This window comes from Acetobacterium sp., from assembly GCF_041752335.1.
In the GTDB taxonomy this organism is placed as follows: Bacteria; Bacillota; Clostridia; order Eubacteriales; family Eubacteriaceae; genus Acetobacterium.
Window position 1 is genome coordinate 1 of record NZ_JBGSHG010000132.1, and the last position, 18,421, is coordinate 18,421.

16 protein-coding genes and 2 tRNA genes are annotated in these 18,421 nt (G+C 42.8%); 7 read left to right on the forward strand and 11 right to left on the reverse strand.

The window, feature by feature from the left end:
* Positions 1–281 precede the first annotated feature (281 nt).
* The 4 genes from ACEW8F_RS16200 (at position 282) to ACEW8F_RS16215 (ending at position 4,958) form a co-directional block, all read left to right on the forward strand.
* Positions 282–1,388 (forward strand): aminopeptidase, encoded by a 1,107-nt coding sequence (locus ACEW8F_RS16200; RefSeq protein WP_373484503.1) that lies wholly within the window; start codon positions 282–284, stop codon positions 1,386–1,388.
* Positions 1,389–1,476: 88 nt separating this feature from the next.
* Positions 1,477–3,147 (forward strand): glutamine--tRNA ligase/YqeY domain fusion protein, encoded by a 1,671-nt coding sequence (locus ACEW8F_RS16205; RefSeq protein WP_373484504.1) that lies wholly within the window; start codon positions 1,477–1,479, stop codon positions 3,145–3,147.
* A gap of 49 nt (positions 3,148–3,196) precedes the next feature.
* Positions 3,197–4,504 (forward strand): phenylacetate--CoA ligase family protein, encoded by a 1,308-nt coding sequence (locus tag ACEW8F_RS16210; protein ID WP_373484505.1) that lies wholly within the window; start codon positions 3,197–3,199, stop codon positions 4,502–4,504.
* 10 nt (positions 4,505–4,514) lie between these two features.
* On the forward strand, positions 4,515–4,958 hold the full coding sequence (locus ACEW8F_RS16215; RefSeq protein ID WP_373484506.1) for an amino acid-binding protein: 444 nt from the start codon (positions 4,515–4,517) through the stop codon (positions 4,956–4,958).
* 93 nt (positions 4,959–5,051) lie between these two features.
* Here the strand turns inward: ACEW8F_RS16215 and ACEW8F_RS16220 are convergent, their stop codons facing one another.
* From ACEW8F_RS16220 to ACEW8F_RS16260, 9 genes are all read right to left on the reverse strand, one after another.
* Entirely contained in the window at positions 5,052–5,666 is a 615-nt protein-coding gene (locus ACEW8F_RS16220; RefSeq protein ID WP_373484507.1) for a V-type ATP synthase subunit D, read from the reverse strand.
* An 8-nt stretch (positions 5,667–5,674) separates the two neighbouring features.
* On the reverse strand, positions 5,675–7,057 hold the full coding sequence (locus ACEW8F_RS16225; RefSeq protein WP_373484508.1) for a V-type ATP synthase subunit B: 1,383 nt from the start codon (positions 7,055–7,057) through the stop codon (positions 5,675–5,677).
* Positions 7,058–7,066: 9 nt separating this feature from the next.
* Complete coding sequence (locus ACEW8F_RS16230; protein WP_373484509.1) at positions 7,067–8,845, reverse strand: V-type ATP synthase subunit A; 1,779 nt, start codon at positions 8,843–8,845, stop codon at positions 7,067–7,069.
* 9 nt (positions 8,846–8,854) lie between these two features.
* Positions 8,855–9,472 (reverse strand): V-type ATP synthase subunit E, encoded by a 618-nt coding sequence (locus tag ACEW8F_RS16235; RefSeq protein WP_373484510.1) that lies wholly within the window; start codon positions 9,470–9,472, stop codon positions 8,855–8,857.
* A 12-nt stretch (positions 9,473–9,484) separates the two neighbouring features.
* Positions 9,485–9,787, reverse strand: a complete 303-nt coding sequence (locus tag ACEW8F_RS16240; protein WP_373484511.1) for a V-type ATP synthase subunit F — start codon at positions 9,785–9,787, stop codon at positions 9,485–9,487.
* Positions 9,788–9,789: 2 nt separating this feature from the next.
* A complete protein-coding gene (locus ACEW8F_RS16245) occupies positions 9,790–10,230 on the reverse strand; it encodes an ATP synthase subunit C (protein ID WP_347412901.1) in 441 nt (146 codons plus the stop codon).
* 13 nt (positions 10,231–10,243) lie between these two features.
* Positions 10,244–12,214 (reverse strand): V-type ATP synthase subunit I, encoded by a 1,971-nt coding sequence (locus ACEW8F_RS16250; RefSeq protein ID WP_373484512.1) that lies wholly within the window; start codon positions 12,212–12,214, stop codon positions 10,244–10,246.
* 20 nt (positions 12,215–12,234) lie between these two features.
* Positions 12,235–13,281, reverse strand: coding sequence for a V-type ATPase subunit (locus ACEW8F_RS16255; protein ID WP_373484513.1), 1,047 nt, complete (start codon positions 13,279–13,281; stop codon positions 12,235–12,237).
* 128 nt (positions 13,282–13,409) lie between these two features.
* Positions 13,410–13,760: a hypothetical protein gene (locus tag ACEW8F_RS16260; RefSeq protein ID WP_373484514.1), complete on the reverse strand. Its 351-nt coding sequence runs from the start codon at positions 13,758–13,760 to the stop codon at positions 13,410–13,412.
* Between the two features lie 243 nt (positions 13,761–14,003).
* Here ACEW8F_RS16260 and ACEW8F_RS16265 point away from each other — a divergent pair, with 243 nt between their 5' ends.
* The 3 genes from ACEW8F_RS16265 (at position 14,004) to ACEW8F_RS16275 (ending at position 17,971) form a co-directional block, all read left to right on the forward strand.
* Positions 14,004–16,592 carry a heavy metal translocating P-type ATPase gene (locus ACEW8F_RS16265; protein ID WP_373484515.1) on the forward strand — a complete coding sequence of 863 codons (2,589 nt, stop codon included), beginning with the start codon at positions 14,004–14,006 and terminating at the stop codon, positions 16,590–16,592.
* Between the two features lie 3 nt (positions 16,593–16,595).
* The gene (locus tag ACEW8F_RS16270) at positions 16,596–16,862 is read left to right on the forward strand and encodes a metal-sensing transcriptional repressor (RefSeq protein WP_373484516.1); all 267 of its coding nucleotides are present in this window, start codon (positions 16,596–16,598) and stop codon (positions 16,860–16,862) included.
* A gap of 281 nt (positions 16,863–17,143) precedes the next feature.
* Positions 17,144–17,971, forward strand: coding sequence for a hypothetical protein (locus ACEW8F_RS16275; protein ID WP_373484517.1), 828 nt, complete (start codon positions 17,144–17,146; stop codon positions 17,969–17,971).
* A 103-nt stretch (positions 17,972–18,074) separates the two neighbouring features.
* Here the strand turns inward: ACEW8F_RS16275 and ACEW8F_RS16280 are convergent.
* Both ACEW8F_RS16280 and ACEW8F_RS16285 read right to left on the reverse strand, forming a co-directional pair.
* Positions 18,075–18,150: transfer RNA gene (locus tag ACEW8F_RS16280), tRNA-Lys, on the reverse strand.
* A gap of 143 nt (positions 18,151–18,293) precedes the next feature.
* Positions 18,294–18,378: transfer RNA gene (locus tag ACEW8F_RS16285), tRNA-Tyr, on the reverse strand.
* Positions 18,379–18,421 lie beyond the last annotated feature (43 nt).

Consider the following 18,421-nt stretch of genomic DNA (forward strand, 5'->3'; position numbering starts at 1 on the left):
AAATTCTTCGCCACAATCTTGACAAATTAAAGTTCTGTCTTCCATGAGTTACCTCCACTTAATTTTAATGTACAGGATCTGATTATTCTTTTTTAAATGGAGCATGGACAATTTTGTCTGAACATTTTTTACCATTTATGAGCTTGTAATCATTAACTATACTATGGTCATTATACAATGTTCGTTTACATTTGTCACCTGTTTTTTTAATTTTTTATTGAGTTAAATTCTTTTTTCGGATATATTTAACTAATACTATTTCAATTATAAGGAGATAAATCATGAGAGATCAGCGACTGATAAAATATGCCCAAACCCTGATCAATTATTCCCTCTACGTTAAGCCCGACGAGTGGGTTGTGATCCGGGGTTCCGATCTAGCCCTGCCCCTGATTAAAGAGTGCTACCGGGAAGTGTTAAAAGCCGGAGCTCACCCCACTGTGATCCTTAACCCGGAGGGCATTTCAGAAATTCTTTTAAAGGAAGGCAACAACGACCAACTGCAGTATAATGCCCCGATGATGATGGCGGTCTATTCCCAGGCCGATAAGATACTAAACATTCTGGGGGACCATAACCTCAAGTCGCTGGCAGCGATTTCCAGCGAACGCATCGCTCTGCAACGCCGTTCCGGCGCACCGGTTATAAAAATTTACAATGACCGGGTGGCCTGGGGTGAAATGGATTGGGCGCTGTGCCTCTACCCCACTGAAAGCGGCGCTCAGGAAGCCAACATGTCGCTGTCTGATTATGAAGATTTCGTTTTTGAGGCCTGTCTTCTCAATACCGACAACCCCACTGCCTCCTGGCAAAAAATCCACGATGAACAGGCGGTCATGGTTGCCTATTTAAATCAAAAAACAAACTTCCATGTAGTTGCCAAAGATACCGATCTGACCCTCAGCACTGAAAATCGGATCTGGATCAATTCCGACGGCCATCATAATTTTCCCAGCGGCGAGGTCTTTACTGCACCGGTAAAAGAAAGCGTAAACGGAACCATTCGTTTCACCTTTCCCGGCATTTACAGCGGTCAGGAAATTGAAGACATCCGTCTTACCTTTAAAGACGGCAAAGTCGTCCAGGCCAATGCTAAACGCGGCGAAGCATTGCTCCATGCCTTGCTTGATACCGATGAAGGTTCCCACTATGCTGGTGAATTTGCCATCGGCACCAACTATGGTATTACGAGATTTACAAAGAACATGCTTTTTGATGAAAAAATCGGCGGCACCATCCATATAGCTCTCGGCAAATCTTACCCGGAATGCGGCCCTATCAACGATTCGATGCTCCATTGGGACATGCTCTGCGATATGAAAGACGGCGGTGAGATTTATGCCGATGGCGACCTTTTCTATCAGAACGGTCTTTTCATTAAAAAATAATCCGTATTTAAATCTATCAGTACTCAATTTATTGTAATAAACCCGGCTTTATGGTATTATTGGCAAATATATAAACAGGAGGAAATTAATGGAGACCACAGAAAAAAAGACGAATTTTATCACCAATGCAATCGATCAGGATATTGCCAACAAGGTCTACACCGACGATCGCGTTCACACCCGCTTCCCCCCCGAACCAAACGGATATTTACATATAGGACATGCCAAAGCCTCGCTGCTCAACTACCGCATCGCACAACAGTATCATGGAAAATTCAATCTCCGCTTTGACGACACCAACCCCATCAAAGAAGAGTTGGAATATGTGGATTCCATCAAGGAAGATCTCAGCTGGCTGGGGATCAAATGGGATGAGCGGCTCTTTTTTGCATCCAGTTATTTTGATAAAATGGCCGAGTACGCCGTTGAACTGATCAGCAAAGGCCTGGCCTTCGTGGATGAACTCTCAGCCGATGAAATGCGCCAGTATCGTGGCACCCTGACCGAACCCGGTAAGGAGAGTCCTTACCGTAACCGCCCCATTACTGAAAACCTGAACCGGTTTTCCCAGATGAAGGCCGGAAAACTGCCGGAAGGTTCACACATCCTGCGGGCCAAAATCGATATGGGTAGCCCCAACATGAATATGCGGGACCCGGCCATCTATCGGATTCTCCACACCAAACACCATTCCACCACCGAAGACTGGTATATTTATCCGATGTATGATTACGCCCATCCGATTGAGGATGCCATCGAAGGGATTACCCATTCCCTGTGCACCCTAGAATTTGAAGACCACCGCCCCTTCTATGACTGGGTGCTGGCCAACATCGATGATTTTAAGAACGAACCGCCCCGACAAATCGAATTCGCCAAGCTCAACCTGACCAAAACCATTGTCGGCAAACGCTTCTTAAAACAACTGGTCGATGAAAAAATTGTCGATGGCTGGGACGATCCCCGGTTGGCCACCATCTCTGGCTTGCGCCGGCGTGGCTTTACGCCCGAATCAATTCAGGCCTTCTGCGAAGCCATTGGCGTCGCCAAAACCAACAGCACCGTGGATATCGCGATGCTGGAACATTTTATCCGGGACGACCTGAAGCTTAAAGCACCCCGTTTAATGGCGGTGGTCGATCCCCTGAAGGTGACCATCACGAACTACCCGGAAAACCAAACCGAATGGGTTGAACTACCACTTAACCAGGAAAATGATGAAATGGGAAGCTATACTACTCCATTCAGTCGTGAAATTCTGATTGATCGCAGTGATTTTATGGAAATACCTCCCAAAAAATATTTCCGGCTGTTCCCTGGAAATGAGGTCCGCCTGCGTGGTGCCTACTTCATCACCTGTCAGGAAGTGATTAAAGATGCCAACGGCCAGGTGATTGAGTTAAAATGCACCTATGATCCGGCCACCAAATCCGGGGCCGGTTGCGAGCGGAAGGTCAAAGGGACGATCCACTGGGTGGACGCCAGCCATGCCAGTGAAGTGGAAATCCACCTTTACGACTATCTGGTCGAAGATGATGCCGGCCTCAACAAGGACAATTTTCTGGAACGAATCAATCAGAAATCGTTGGAAATTGTCAAAGCTTATATTGAACCGGAACTGCTGAAGGCGAGCCCCTATGAAAAATTCCAGTTTATCCGCAATGGATTTTTCTCAGTCGATCCCAAATATTCGACACCGAACGCCCCGGTTTTTAACCAGATTGTCTCACTGAAAAGTTCCTGGAAACCGACAAATTAACTAATAAATACGCAGACAGCATGCTGCTTTTAAGATGAGGGGAGAAGTTATGAAAATTTGGTCTGATAAAGAAAAGATGTCCCGGGATGAAATCCGGAAACTCCAGTTTAAGCGTTTAAAGAAAACCCTGCATCACGTTTATGAAAACGTGCCTTATTATCATGAAAAGTTCAAGGCCGCCGGGGTTAAGCCCGTGGATATCAGAAGCCTGGAAGATCTGCGGCTATTGCCGCTGACCACCAAGGAAGATCTTCGGAAAAATTATCCCTTTGGCCTCTTTGCCGTACCTAAAAATAAAATTGTTCGTTATCACGCCTCTTCCGGTACCACCGGCAAACCAACCGTGGTCGGTTACACTAAAAACGATATGAAGGTCTGGCGGGAAGTGATCGCCCGAATCGTCACCATGGGTGGCGTCACCAATGAAGATACGGCCCAGATCACCTTCGGCTTCGGCCTCTTTACCGGGGCCTTTGGCTTACAGCAGGGGCTGGAAAAGGTTGGCGCCGGGGTGATCCCGATGTCGGCTGGAAATACCCAGAAACAGATTATGATCATGCAGGATTTCCAATCCACCGTCCTGATCGGTACCCCCTCCTATGCCCTGCATCTGGCTGAAGCCGCCCAGGAAATGGGAATTGATCCCAAAGAAGAGCTGTTTCTAAAATACGGCCTCTTTGGCGGCGAAGGTTCCACCGAAGAAATGCGGGCCAAACTCAACGAAGCCTGGGGGATTGTCGCCACTGAGAACTACGGCATGAGCGAACTCATCGGCCCCGGCGTTTCTGGCGAGTGTCTGGCTTTTAAAGGGATGCACATCAATGAGGATCACTTTATTGCCGAAATCATCGACCCCAATACCCTGGAAGTGCTTCCTGAAGGCTCAGTAGGGGAATTGGTAATCACCCCGATTACCAAAGAAGGACTACCGCTGATCCGTTACCGTACCAAGGATATTACCCGGTTGGACACCACCCCCTGCGACTGCGGCCGGACCTCAGTCCGTATGGCGAAGATCACCGGACGAACTGACGATATGCTGATTATCGGCGGGGTGAACGTCTTCCCATCGCAAATTGAAGGGGTACTTCTGGGTATTAAGGGGATCGGCTCTAATTACCAGATTCGGGTCCTCAAAAAAGGGTATTTAGATCGTATCGAAATCGATGTGGAAGTGGTCAACCAGGATCTGCTGGTTTCGGTGACCCTGCTGGATCAGCTTTACAAAGAAATTGAATCCAAACTGCACACGATCCTCGGCATTCACGCCGGCATTCATCTGGTCGAACCCAAAAGTCTGGTTCGCTCCGAAGGAAAAGCCAAACGCGTCATCGATCTGCGATCAGAAAACCAATAGGAGGTACACCATGCTTATTAATCAATTGTCGGTCTTTATTGAAAACAAAAAAGGCCATCTCAGCAAGATTACCAAGGTCTTGAAAGATGCCCAGGTGGATATTCGGGCCATTTCCGTTTTTGACAGCGCTGAATTTGGAATTTTGCGGATCGTCGTGGATAAACCCGAGTTGGGCGCCGAAGCCCTGAAAAAAGCCGGTCACGTCGTTAAACAAAGCTACGTGCTGGCCATTGACCCCTCCGACAAGGTCGGCAGCCTACATGATGTCTTTGCCCTGCTTTCGGATCATGACGTCAACATTGAATATGTGTATTCCTTCGTGATGCCCAATAACCAGGGGGCACCCCTGATTATTTTAAAAGCCGACGATCAGGAAAAAGCCATCGCTCTGCTGACCGCCTCGGATTTCAGCCTGATTCCCAAAGAAGCCGTTTATAACGTTCAAAACGGCTGATAGTCCAACCCAGTACCGACAACAGATTAACAATTGGTCGGTACGGCAGTTGTGTGATAAAACAAAGCCGGAGCAATGCTCCGGCTTTGTTTTTTATCGCCTGTTTTTGACCTTTTTAAGCCGGAAAAACTCTTCCCGCTCTTTTTCTTCGATGGTGTCCTGGATATACTTTATTTCCGCCTTTAAGCGGGGAATCTGGATCTTGTCCAGAGCATTGGCACTTTTCTGGGTTTTTTTTATTTCCAGCGACAGTTTATAGGCGGTCGTTTCCACCTGAGCCAGTTGATATGACAGAAATTTAACATCATTGAATTTCTTGATGGCGATGTCCAGGGCCGGATTGTTTTCATAAAACCCATAGGGCAAACTTTTCTCACATTTTTCGGTATATACCACCTCTGGTATATCAACACCCATAACCCCTTTAATTCGAATTTCAAAAGGTTTTTCTGACATCGCTGATAAGGCAAACTCTTCCAGATGATTGAGCCCCATACTGATACAAACCTGCTGCAGGGCCTCATAAGCATCGCGAAACTTCTGGGCGATTTCACTTTCAATCAGCTCTGCTTCCTTAACCAATTGCATGATTTCCTGGATTAGAATGGTCCTTTTTTTATCTAAGAGATCGTATCCTTTTTCCGAAAAATTCAGTCGCCCTTTGGCTTTAATCAAATTAGCTTTTGTTGGGGTTATTTTAATGGCCATCGTACCACCTATGATTCCTTCGGAAAATATTTTGTTATGTTCTCGGGACTGAGTCGATCTAGTTCCGTTAACGGTAACAAGGCTAAAAGCCGCCATCCCAGATCAAGACTTTGGATAATATTCCGACTCTCATCAAAACCCTGATTCAAATATTTCGCCTCAAAGGCTCGTCCAAAAGCCATATATTTTTTATCGGTGGGACTTAGATCCTCTTCTCCAATAATCTGAGATAAATCCCGGACTTCCTGAACCTTGGAGTAGGAAGCAAATAATTGATTCGCAACCTCAGCATGATCCTCCCGGGTGAAACCATCGCCAATCCCATCCTTCATCAAGCGGGACAGAGACGGTAAAATGGCCACCGGCGGGTAGATGCTGCGCTGGAACAAATCCCGGCCGAGAACAATCTGTCCTTCAGTAATATAACCGGTTAGATCAGGGATGGGATGAGTGATATCGTCATTCGGCATGGTCAGGATCGGCAAGAAGGTGATCGACCCAGCTTGGTCTTTCAGCATTCCGGCTCGTTCATAGAGAGAAGCCAGATCCGAATACATATAGCCAGGATAACCTTTACGACTGGGTACCTCTTCCCGGGCCGAAGAGATTTCCCGGAGCGCTTCACAGTAACTGGTAATATCGGTCATCACTACCAGAATATGCATATGCTTTTCAAAGGCCAGATATTCAGCTGCCGTTAAGGCACAGCGGGGTGTTGTAATTCGCTCGGCAATGGGGTCATCAGCATAATTGACAAACATCACCACCCGATCCATAACATTAGCATCATCAAAACTTTTTCTGAAGAATTTTTCATCATCATGCTTAACGCCGATGGCTGCAAAGACTACCGCAAAGTCCTCATGGACATTGTCACCCAATCGGGCCTGTTTAACAATTTGAGCGGCCAGTTCATTATGGGGCAAGCCGTTGCCGGAAAAGATCGGCAACTTTTGCCCACGGATCAATGTGGCCAGGGTATCAATGGATGAAATCCCGGTCTGAATAAAGTTACGGGGATATTCACGGGACATCGGATTAATCGGGCGGCCATTGATATTGGCTTCAACCAGGCTGAAAATATCGCTGCCGCTGTCAATCGGTTCGCCGATGCCATTAAAAATCCGGCCCTGCAAATCCAGCGACATCGGTAAATTAAAGGATTCCCCGGTAAATTTGATGATGCTGTTCCCGGCTGCCAGTCCAGCGGTGTTTTGAAACACCTGTATGATAACATTTTTTTCTTCAATTTTAATAACTTTTCCCTTTTTGACTTTGCCAGTACTGATTTCAACAATATCAACCACTTCACCATAGAAAACATCATCAACATCCGAGATCTGAATCAGGGGACCAACGACTTTGTCAATCTTTAAATACTCTTTTTTCATTGTTTCCCCCTAATTCTCATATTTTTTAAAAAGAACTTCATAATGCTGATCGATCTCATCTTTTAGTCGATCAATCCCGCTCAAATCGTCATTGGGAATGGTGTATTTCATTTTTATAAATTGACTAAAAATATCCAGGTCTTTAAGCTGAGAAGTCGGAATACCAAGTTTCAGTCCTTCCCGACCTCTTTCATACAGGTATTCGATAGCCTTCAACATGGCATATTGTTTTTCCAGCGGCACATAGGTGTCATCTTTGTTGTAGGCGTTTTGCTGAAGATAACCGACCTTGATTATTTTGGCAATTTCAAGCACCCAACGCTGGTCATCCGGAAGCACGTCTTCTCCCACCAGCATAACCATTTCCTGGAGTTTATTTTCTTCGTATAAGAGTTCCAACATCTTGTTACGCAAACTGATACAATCCTCAGCCACATTATCCTCATACCAGTCAGATAATATTTTAATGTAACCGCTGTAACTTTCCAGCCAGTTTATAGCCGGATAATGTCTGGCGTAGGCCAGGCTTTTGTCCAACGCCAAAAAGACATTAACAAAACGCTTGGTATTTTCTGTCACAGGTTCGGAAAAATCGCCACCAGCTGGCGACACGGCCCCAATGATCGTAATCGAAGCATCATCTCCGCCCAGGGTTTCAACACTGCCTGCCCGTTCATAAAACTCCGCAATTCGCGACGGCAGATAAGCCGGATAACCTTCTTCCGCCGGCATTTCTTCCAGACGACCAGAGATTTCCCGCAATGCTTCGGCCCAGCGCGAGGTGGAGTCCGCCATCATCGCTACCGCATAACCCATATCCCGGTAGTATTCAGCGATGGTGATACCCGTATAAATACTGGCCTCCCGAGCAGCCACCGGCATGTTGGAGGTATTGGCAATCAAAACTGTTCGCTCCATAATCGATTTCCCGGAGCGGGGATCGATCAGCTTAGGAAAATCTTCAATAACTTCGGTCATTTCATTGCCCCGTTCACCGCAGCCGATATAAACAATGATATCCGCATCAGACCATTTGGCCAATTGATGTTGGGTCATCGTTTTTCCGGTTCCAAATCCACCAGGGATCGCTGCGGTTCCGCCTTTGGCAATCGGAAAGAAAATATCAATAACCCGTTGGCCGGTAATCAGCGGCACCAGGGTTTCCCGGCGATAGGCATTGGGCCGCGGGGTACGAACCGGCCATTCATGGGCCATTTTTAATTCATGGACCTGATTCTTGCCATCCTGAATTCTGACCAGCACATCTTCAATGGTATAGCTGCCATTGGGAACCACCTCAATGACGGTACCCGAAAGGTTCGGCGGAACTAAAAGTCGGTTTTGGATGACCTCAGTTTCCTGGACAGTACCAAAAATACTCCCAGCCAATAGCACATCACCGGGCTTTACCGTCAATGTAGTCGCCCATTGCTTTTGATCATCAATGGATAATAGACCGATCCCTTCTGGGATAAAAATGGGTGACAGTTCCTGGATTTTTTCCAGCGGCCGCTGAATCCCGTCAAACATATTTTTTAACATTCCTGGTCCCAGTTTCAGGCTCAGCGGTTTGCCGGTGGGCGTGATCTTCTCGCCGATTTTTAAGCCTTCGGTTTCTTCATAGACCTGAATTGTACCCATATCACCTTCGAGAACGATCACTTCGCCAATCAGGCGTTTGTCACCAACTGTAACCATTTCCCGCATTTTAAAGGTGGTCATATTCTTTCCCTTGATAACCGGTCCATTAATTGCCGAGATCATTCCATTTATTTTGTTTTCTTCCATAATCGCCACCTAGCCCACCTGCTTTTCCATAAATCCGTTGAGGGTCATTCCAATGAGTTTATAATTGCTTTTGATCAGATTTTCAACGGTAAAGTCGCAATGAAGTCGCCCTTCAGCATCTTCAACAATAAACCCACCGATACAATCCTGACAATCTTGATGATATTCAACGGCAAATCCGTCTAGTTCGTTTTCAATGATGGCTTTGATCTGGCTGAAATCGCGTTCGTTGACAAAAACAACAATCCCTTTTTTATTCCCAAACACTTGCGGAATCTGAACAATACAATCACGAAGATAATTAGTATACACCTCTTCGGTCAGATATTCTCTGGCTTTTTCCCGAATCAGCTGGTTAAAATCCAGTAGAATGCGATTCTTTTCTTCAAGTTCCAGAGTTTTTGCCTTATTTTTGCCTTCAGCGATAATTTTATTTTTATCTCTGAAGATGGTGTGATAACTTCGCTCCTCAATGGTTCGTTTTTCTTTTACTATCTTCTCTTCCGAGTCCACAAGCATCGCTTGTTTCTTTTCTTTCGCTTCGTAGATAATATCTTTTCCCCATTTTCGTTCTTTGTTCAAAAGATATTGGGTAAACACCCGGAGTTTTTCTTCTACAGAAATCATTTCGTCACATCCTTACAATCCCACAGACTCTTTAATATACCGTGTTATCATTCCTTCACTTCTTTGATAGCCATATCGATCCGGAATAATTGTAATTAAAGGTGTAAAATACTTCTTCTTTACTTCGATGACGGCTTCTTCAATCATCAGATATGCTTTTTCGGTCAGAAAAATTATTCCAATCTCTTTATTTTTTAGCGCTTCTTTAAACGCTCCTTCAATTTCATCTTTTGTTTTTAAATAAGTCCCTTCAATGCCCGCCAGTTGCATTCCCAGGAAGGAATCCCGGTTCTCACTGATCACGTATGATTTCATTTTTATAGACTTCCGATGATCATAATTGAAATAATTAGTCCATAAATCGCGACCCCTTCAGCCAGACCAACATAGATTAGAGTTTTACCTAAAATTTTCTGGTCTTCAGAGACGGCGCCCAAAGCAGCCGAACCAACAACACCAACCGCATAACCAGCACCCGCACAAGCCAACCCGGTAGAAAGTGCCGCAGCGATATAACCTAGACCAGCATCAGTAATTCCACCTGGTGCGCCTTCTGTCGCTGCGGATACAATGCTGGGAGCCATAAAAATAAGCGCCCCGGCCAGCAACGGAATAAATGTTGACAAATTAACGCGTAAGAATTTTTTCATATTTTGACTTTTTTCATCACAATCATTATAGACAAAATAAACCCCACATGCGATCGTCCCTAAAACTAATAGTGCTGCTCCAATGGTAATCAGAGTTAAAACATTCATTTTCAAATTCTCCTTAATTTAAATTAATTTCCAGATCAACGGGTTTAAATTCAATTCCGTCACCTGAATAGTATTTACTGAATAATTCATAAAACTGTAATCTCAATGCCTGGATTCCCACGATTAATCCTTCCAGGGCGATGATAAAAATATTGGCGAAGATGAGTATCCCCACACTGATCACACCATTTTGGACCATGATGGCCAGGGTCTGAAAGGCCATAAACAGACCGACGTGGGTTAAAGCAAAGGCCCCGATTCTGATAAAGGAAAGGGTATTGCTCAACATCCCCAGAAGCATCTCAAATAACTCAAAACCACTTTCAACATAATATTCTGAGGCGGTCTCTTCGTACAATGGCTTTTTTTTCATTAAATAGTTTGCCAAAGGTTCTCTGATCAATACCAGAAACACCAGTACTATCGCCAGAATTATTAATACCGGAGTTAATACTCCGGCAAATGGAATAATACCAAAGTTTAAACCAACTATCCCCAGAATACTGGCATACAAAGCCAAACCACAGATCCCATTTTTTCCAAAAACACCCTCTTTGATTTCATGCTTCTTAAGCTTATTGATAATGCTATATACATAAGCCATCAACAGCATCACAATCCCAATCATAACGGCTGCCAGAAGAATCGTGTTGATCTCATCAAAGGGCCTTACCCACAAAGGATGGAGCACTTCTTCAAATCCAAATATACTGCCATACATAAAACCGAAGACCGTGGAGCACAGTCCTAATCGAAAGAGCACTTTCCCAAGCTCCACTCCCCTTTTTCCCAGGATCAATCCAGCGAGAGCCAGAACAAGGCCCTGGCCAACATCTCCAAACATAAATCCAAAGCAAAACATATAGGTTATGCTTAAAAAAGGGGTTGGGTCCAGCTCATTAAACGAGGGCACTCCATACATTTTCACCAGGGTTTCGAAGGGACGAAAAAGCCAGTTGTTTTTTAATTTTGTCGGTGGTTTTCCACTTCCGCTATTCGTATCCGAAAACATGATAATCAGTTCCGGATATTTTGCCGCGATGGCTTCCATTCGTTGTTTATCACGTTTGGAAATCCATCCTGAAAAATAGAAATTTTCATCGCTGAAAGCCATGTATTTTTTGATGATACTAAGGTTTCCATATAAACTCAGGGTGTTAAAACTATCCGTAGCGTCGTTTCTGTTTTCTTCAAGATGAATATTCAAATCTACCAGCAGTTTTGATTTTATCTCATTATGCTGCTTAATTTCCTGATTTATTTTCTCAAGAATTATTCTTGGCGTCTCCGTATACTCGTCACTAAATCCTTCGATCGGTTTAAAATTAAGTGCTTTGAGAATTCGCTGCGATTCGATTTCTAAATCCCTTGGCGAAACAATCATAAAGACTTCTTCATTGTCTTTCTGATTACCGACATGAAACACAATTGACGTCACACTATTATAAATACTTTTTAGGCGGGCAGCATTGTCCTTCGTTACTGAACCCAGACTATACGAGAAATTTTCAAGGCTGTCCAACTCACTCATATTCGCATCCAGTTCATCTAAATAGGTATATGCGGCTTTACTTTTTTCCAGCGCTTCAAGTCGATCATTAATATCTTTGATTTCGCCATACTCAAGCACTAAATTATTCTCAAACTCTTTCGCTTTTGACAAAGCTCTGCCAAGATCAGTATCTCCTTTTGCCAGAGAAACCATATCTAAACTAAGTGAGCCCTTATAAAGTTCATTCAATTTGTTTACCGTTTTTACAAAACTCTTTTCATCCATCATGGTTTCCCCAGACACAAGCTGCGCAAACCCCAATAGTTCTCCCATGTTTTCTTCACGAATTGGCAGAATAAACCTGCCGGAGTCTATTTCATGCATGGCATCGACTATTTGTATATCATTAAAAAGAAAAATGTCTTTGGCAAATTTATCAACATATTTGATCTTACCGACCACATCCATCATAATCACATTTTCAACTGCCATAGAATACTTCCTTTCACACCCTAATCAATGGGTCTGATTAAATATTTTTTTGTTTCCTCTGGTCCCATTCGATAGCGTTTACTCTCAATGATCGAAGTAATATCTTCGATTTCAAAATCCAACAAACGCACGTATCCAACGACTCGACCTAATCCACTGTCACTTTTCCCAAAGAGATTCAAATACTGATAATACAGATATCTCTCCCGACGCCTTTCCATAAACAAATCAATGGTTTTTGTGTGATTGAAAAGAAAGGCATAATCAGAATTTACCAATTGCGCTTTGATTTCAACTAAATTTTTAGCATTAACCAAACTTAATAAACGTTTTTCATTGAGCTCCAGGCCGCCCCGCAAAGAATAGGCAATTAATTCTTCCCGGGATAAGCTATAAAACTTCTTACCACGATAAATCCAGATTAAATTAAGCAAATCAAAATTTCGTCTTTCCAAGTCAATTAAGTCACGATTCGACTTTTTGTCCAGTTTGACGAGACGGTTCTTTAATAAATCATAATAATAGCGATCTAGATTTTTTTCCACCATGACTAAATCTTGAGCGCCCTTAATATCTTTGTAAATTTCAAGAATCCGATAATAATCTGTATCAATCAGCAACTTTTTAAACTCATCCCAGTCTTTGGCCCGAAACAAACGTCCGAAAGGTACTTTTGTATATTTTTCAGAATATACCATTAAGCCTTTTAACTGTTCCAACTCATCATTTCTGGCAATGCCGCGAATCAGAATCCTTAGGGATTCCACCTCCATCCGAACTAACAGAACCTGAAAGAAGTTTTTTTCAACGCCGGACAGATAGTGCATCAACTTTTCAGTTTCCTGTACTTTCAAATCATTTAAGTGGGCTTCAATATCTGTTCGATGAAGATTTTCAGGATCCATTTTTCTCAAGAAATCACCAAAATAAGTATAATCTCTCAGATAAAGGAATACTTCTTTTAAGTCTTTTGCCTTGATCAGCTCAAGATAATCACTTTCTTGTATTTTTCGAGCTCTCATTGCAAGTGCTTTTGTACTTATACATGCATGTTTACTTTTAGACATTCAACTCTCACACTTTTCTCTAAAATTTAGATCGAAAATCTATAGAATCAGGCACTGTTGTTCTCCTGTTTGCCGATTATTTAATAAAAAAACGTTACCGATTTTATTAAATTGCATCCTTTCGTAAATCAATTACTCTTCGTCGGTTGTTTAAATAACCTTTCCAGAACTTCTAAGGCCTTATCTTCTTTTTTATCATCATACCGGCATCGGATCTTAACAAGCTCCTGTTCCATTGAAGCAATTATTTTCTGGCGTTCTTCTTTGGCTTTGTCAATTTCCTGCTGGTAGTTTTGTTTTGCTAATTCCTGGACACCATCCAGCTCAGCTTTTTCCTTTTCTTTTATATCATTTTTGGTGCGATCTAAAATTCTGTCTGCTCTGCGAACAACGTTCTTTTTAATCCGCACTGCCTTAGTATCAAGATTAATTACTTGTCTGATGACCAAATTAATATCAGCGTCTTCACTATGTAGCATGATCAGTCTCCTTTCAGCAGTATTTTGTACAATTACTTCTTATTAATATACCCATTAATTATGTTTTTCATTATAGCACTTTAAGAAATGATATCAACATCTATTTTTTTCTGGCAAGCGATTACAAATTTCTTAAAGTAACTTATGTATTACTTATTTAGTTGACATTTTTGTCTAAAAGGTATACGATACAGTTACTATACACCCCACCCCATACGGGGTGTATCTCGAGGAGGGTTTGCGATGGAAAAAACACAATTCAACATAAGCGGAATGACCTGTACCGCCTGTGCCAGTGCTATTGAACGAAAGGTTGGCCAGATCAATGGCGTCGAATCTGCTGTTATAAATTTTTCAAATGAAAAACTGGTTGTTCAGCATGATCCGGTCCTTGTGCCTGTACCACTGATCATCAGCACCATCGAAGCACTGGGTTACGGAGCATCCTTGGCTGATTACAGCAACATGGCCACAGCTAGTACCAATAAAAAAGAAGCAGGTAAACCAGGTTACCAAAGTCAAATCGACGAGGTGAAGTTTCGCTTAATCGGCTCACTGATCTTTACTATTCCCTTGGTTTATCTGGCCATGGGACCGATGATCGGCTTCCCTATTCCAGTATTTCTGGCCGGCGAGCAGAATTTATTGATTAATGCCTTAACGCAGATGTTGCTCACTCTACCAGTTATTTACATGTGTCGACATTTTTATATTAATGGCTTTAAAGCCCTTATGAAACGGATTCCCAATATGGATTCCCTGGTGGCAGTGGGTACCAGTGCTTCATTCATTTATGGCGTGGTGGTCCTTTTTATTCTGGCCTATGGTTTCTCATACAATAATATGGAATTGATTCATCATTATTCGCACGAACTCTATTTTGAATCAACCACTGTTATCCTTGTCTTAATTACCCTGGGCAAGTTCCTTGAAACGAAGGCCAAAGGTAAAACTTCTCAGGCGATCGAGAAACTCATTGCTTTGGTTCCGGATAATGCCCGGGTTTTACGAAATAACATTGAGGTCGAAATTAACATCGATGAGGTTAAAATTGCGGATATTGTGATCATTCGCCCTGGCGAACGAATTCCCGTTGATGGTGAAATACTGAATGGTCATTCCAGCGTCGATGAATCACTGCTTACTGGTGAAAGTTTGCCGGTGGAAAAATCGGTTGGCGACTTTGTTATTTCAGGCAGCATCAATAAAACCGGATCATTTGAGTTTAAAGCGACTAAAATCGGACAAGATACAACCCTTAGTAAAATTATTCACTTGGTCGAAGAAGCTCAATCATCAAAAGCCCCCATTGCCAGAATTGCAGATGAGATCAGCCGCTACTTTGTACCGGCAGTGATGGCGATTTCGCTGCTCACCTTTGCGATCTGGATGGTCTTGGGATATGGATTATCCTTTGCCTTATCTGCTGCCATATCAGTTTTAGTCATTTCCTGCCCCTGTGCGCTGGGTTTGGCTACACCCACGGCAATTATGGTCGGTACCGGAAAAGGTGCTGAAAAAGGTATCTTATTTAAGAATGGGCCGGCTCTGGAAATTCTCGGAAAATCACATACCATCGTCTTTGACAAAACCGGCACCCTGACAGTCGGTTCTCCATCGATCACTGACATCATTCTTTTTGATTCTGAATTGAATCAGGACGAATTGTTGAGACTGACCGCCTCACTTGAAAAAAAATCAGAACACCCGCTGAGTGAAGCGATTGTTAGTGAAGCTGACGTGCGCCAATTGTCCTTATCTGAAGTCACCCATTTTGATTCACTGTCTGGATTAGGTATTAAGGGTCAGATCGCAAACAAAGCGATACTGATCGGAAATATCAAATTGATGGAACAAAACAGTATCTCAGTGAAGCCGATCATGAAAGACTATCTGCGACTCTCAGACTTGGGAAAAACACCACTATTGATTAGTTGGGATCAGTCAATTAAAGGCATCATCGCGGTTGCTGACACCATCAAGGAAAACAGTAATCTGGCAGTTTCCCAGCTTAAAGCAATGGGTATCCAGGTCTATATGCTGACCGGTGACAATGAACGAACTGCTCGCGCCATTGGCAACATGGTGAACATTGAAAATGTTGTTGCTAATGTATTGCCCCATGAGAAATCATCTATGATCAAGAATCTTCAGTCTCAAGGACATCAGGTGATCATGGTTGGCGATGGGATCAACGATGCTCCGGCACTGGCCCAAAGTGATGTCGGCATTGCCATCGGCAATGGCACCGATATCGCTATCGAATCTGCCGATGTTATTTTGATGCAAAATGATTTGATGAATATCGTCTCCGCTATCCAATTGAGCAAGGCAACATTGCGAAATATCAAACAGAATTTATTTTGGGCGTTTATCTATAACGTGATTGGTATTCCCCTCGCTGCCGGGATTTTTTTCATCCCCTTCGGACTGAAATTAAATCCTATGTTTGCCGCTGCTGCAATGAGCTTAAGCTCAGTCTCGGTTGTTCTTAATGCTTTATCACTTAAAACTTTTAAAACCAAACTGTTTCCCATCAGCCAGGTTAAAACCAATCAAACCATTACGAAGGCAGAACTGCCTCAAGATAAAAAAATAGAAATGAAAGAAGGAAAAAACATGAAAAAATTATTGAAAGTAGCTGATATGAGTTGTCAGCATTGTGTTAAACGAGTCGATGGTATTTTAAATGAATTCGAAGGAATCACTGATATCTCCGTTTCACTGGAAGAAGGTCAGGCCAGTTTTTCAGCTACCGAAAATGTTGATATCAGCGCTGTGACCGCAGCCCTTACAGATGCCGGTTACCCTGCCTCTGAAATCACTGAGTAAACGATGGAAACTAAAGATCGTTCAACCGAGCTTAATTTACTTAAAACCGCCCGGGGACAGATAGATGGCATCATTAAAATGCTGGAAAGTGATCGCTACTGTATTGATGTTTCAAAGCAAATTCTCGCAGTCCAGGCTCTGCTAAAGAAAACAAACCTGGAGATTCTAAAAAAGCATATGAATTCCTGTGTTAAAGATGCCTTTGAAAAAGGTGATGGTGATGCAAAAATAGATGAGATCATGCTCGTTCTTGATAAATACTATCGATAGCTCTCATCGTCATACATAGTAGTAATTTATAAGCCAGTTCTTGATAGGACTGGCTTTTTTAGCATTTTATAGGCTATACAAAATTGAAAATCACTTTTTTTAATAAATTTCTTTTGACCTGTCTTCTAAAAAATCATATACTAGTTACAAGAAATAAATTCGATTATGTTTAGTTTTAGTGGTAACTTACCGAATAAATTAGTGTCTCGCAAATAAAAAATCACCTGAGCTCGGTGTCACTGTTTCCTTTTTGTGAAGTTGGTTCAGTAGGAGGAATTGAAATGATGCAAATTTTAAAGAAACCAACATTCTATATCATCGCCGCTGCAGTGATTATAATGGCTGTTATTATCGTCGGACTGATAAGGAATCCGCCGGACGATAGTGCCTGGTTAACGGAAACTGAGATTATCGATACATTAGGCGCGCATGATCTGGCGCTGGAGATAGACGGCATCAAAAACCCTTCCGACTACGCCATTGGCGGTATTAAACCGGGAATATTCAAGTTGAAAGAGTCCGATGGCACCTTATATATTTATGTATTTGACAATCTGAATGAAAGATATAATCAATACAACCACTGGGAATCGGATAGCTCTGGAGAAGTGGAATTCGATGGCTGGGTCAATGTCTATCAGTCTAAGAATGCATCCATTTTTTTGGAGGAACCATTTCCGGATGCCAATGATTATATCGAAACAAGTAAGCAGGCAACCATCATTTCGGATGCGGTTTTTCTGTATTTAAATGACGGCAAAACAATTGTCTATCATGGTGAGAGTGAGCACTGGCGTGGAACCTATACGTTAAAATACTATAATAACCCAATCGAAGATGCGAATGGGAAACTGCATATGGACAATTATGGCTGGGATGCTTCTCAGTTAGCCTATCGTGGTGATGATCCGGAAGATGTTGTAAATATCTCATATAAATATGATCGTGCTGGTGGTGGCGGGGAAGGAACTGGAGCGAACTTAAATGGCGATGGGGTTGTTAATTTGGGTGGCAGTGGCAGTAATGGAGCTGCTTCGACTCCTCCTCAGGAGGTAACCTTTACTGTTATCTGGAATGGTCAGGAAGAAAATTTTGTACTTCAACCTTAAACATTTACGCATGAATAAATTTTAAATTTGTGTGAAAATTGAACTGATATAATCGAGGGTAAAAAAATAAACCGCTTAAAATAGCGGTTTTTTAATGTTAAATTGGTGACCCATGGGCGACTTGAACGCCCGACACCCTGATTAAAAGTCAGATGCTCTACCAACTGAGCTAATGGGTCAGATAAATATTAAGTTAATGTTTGTCTTCAAACGATTGTATAATACTCAAGTTTGCCTAACTAAGCGATTCACACCAAATCAAAGATTTGGGTTCTCTGCTTATACCAACTGAGCTAATGGGTCAGATAAAATATTAAATAAGTGGTGGGAGAAGATGGTTTCGAACCATCGTAGACGTCGTCAACGGATTTACAGTCCGCCCCCTTTAGCCACTCGGGCATTCTCCCACTTGATTTTTGACAAAAAAATGGAGCTGATGAACGGACTCGA

Excerpts from the sequence above, each read along its gene's own strand:
- ACEW8F_RS16250 (WP_373484512.1), bottom strand. The coding sequence starts at position 12,214 with ATGGCAGTTGAAAATGTGATTATGATGGATGTGGTCGGTAAGATCAAA.
- ACEW8F_RS16260 (WP_373484514.1), bottom strand. The coding sequence starts at position 13,760 with ATGCTACATAGTGAAGACGCTGATATTAATTTGGTCATCAGACAAGTA.
- ACEW8F_RS16215 (WP_373484506.1), top strand. The coding sequence starts at position 4,515 with ATGCTTATTAATCAATTGTCGGTCTTTATTGAAAACAAAAAAGGCCAT.
- ACEW8F_RS16275 (WP_373484517.1), top strand. The coding sequence starts at position 17,144 with ATGATGCAAATTTTAAAGAAACCAACATTCTATATCATCGCCGCTGCA.
- ACEW8F_RS16220 (WP_373484507.1), bottom strand. The coding sequence starts at position 5,666 with ATGGCCATTAAAATAACCCCAACAAAAGCTAATTTGATTAAAGCCAAA.
- ACEW8F_RS16245 (WP_347412901.1), bottom strand. The coding sequence starts at position 10,230 with ATGAATGTTTTAACTCTGATTACCATTGGAGCAGCACTATTAGTTTTA.
- ACEW8F_RS16270 (WP_373484516.1), top strand. The coding sequence starts at position 16,596 with ATGGAAACTAAAGATCGTTCAACCGAGCTTAATTTACTTAAAACCGCC.
- ACEW8F_RS16235 (WP_373484510.1), bottom strand. The coding sequence starts at position 9,472 with ATGATTTCTGTAGAAGAAAAACTCCGGGTGTTTACCCAATATCTTTTG.
- ACEW8F_RS16200 (WP_373484503.1), top strand. The coding sequence starts at position 282 with ATGAGAGATCAGCGACTGATAAAATATGCCCAAACCCTGATCAATTAT.
- ACEW8F_RS16205 (WP_373484504.1), top strand. The coding sequence starts at position 1,477 with ATGGAGACCACAGAAAAAAAGACGAATTTTATCACCAATGCAATCGAT.
- ACEW8F_RS16210 (WP_373484505.1), top strand. The coding sequence starts at position 3,197 with ATGAAAATTTGGTCTGATAAAGAAAAGATGTCCCGGGATGAAATCCGG.
- ACEW8F_RS16255 (WP_373484513.1), bottom strand. The coding sequence starts at position 13,281 with ATGTCTAAAAGTAAACATGCATGTATAAGTACAAAAGCACTTGCAATG.
- ACEW8F_RS16230 (WP_373484509.1), bottom strand. The coding sequence starts at position 8,845 with ATGGAAGAAAACAAAATAAATGGAATGATCTCGGCAATTAATGGACCG.
- ACEW8F_RS16265 (WP_373484515.1), top strand. The coding sequence starts at position 14,004 with ATGGAAAAAACACAATTCAACATAAGCGGAATGACCTGTACCGCCTGT.
- ACEW8F_RS16240 (WP_373484511.1), bottom strand. The coding sequence starts at position 9,787 with ATGAAATCATACGTGATCAGTGAGAACCGGGATTCCTTCCTGGGAATG.
- ACEW8F_RS16225 (WP_373484508.1), bottom strand. The coding sequence starts at position 7,057 with ATGAAAAAAGAGTATTTAAAGATTGACAAAGTCGTTGGTCCCCTGATT.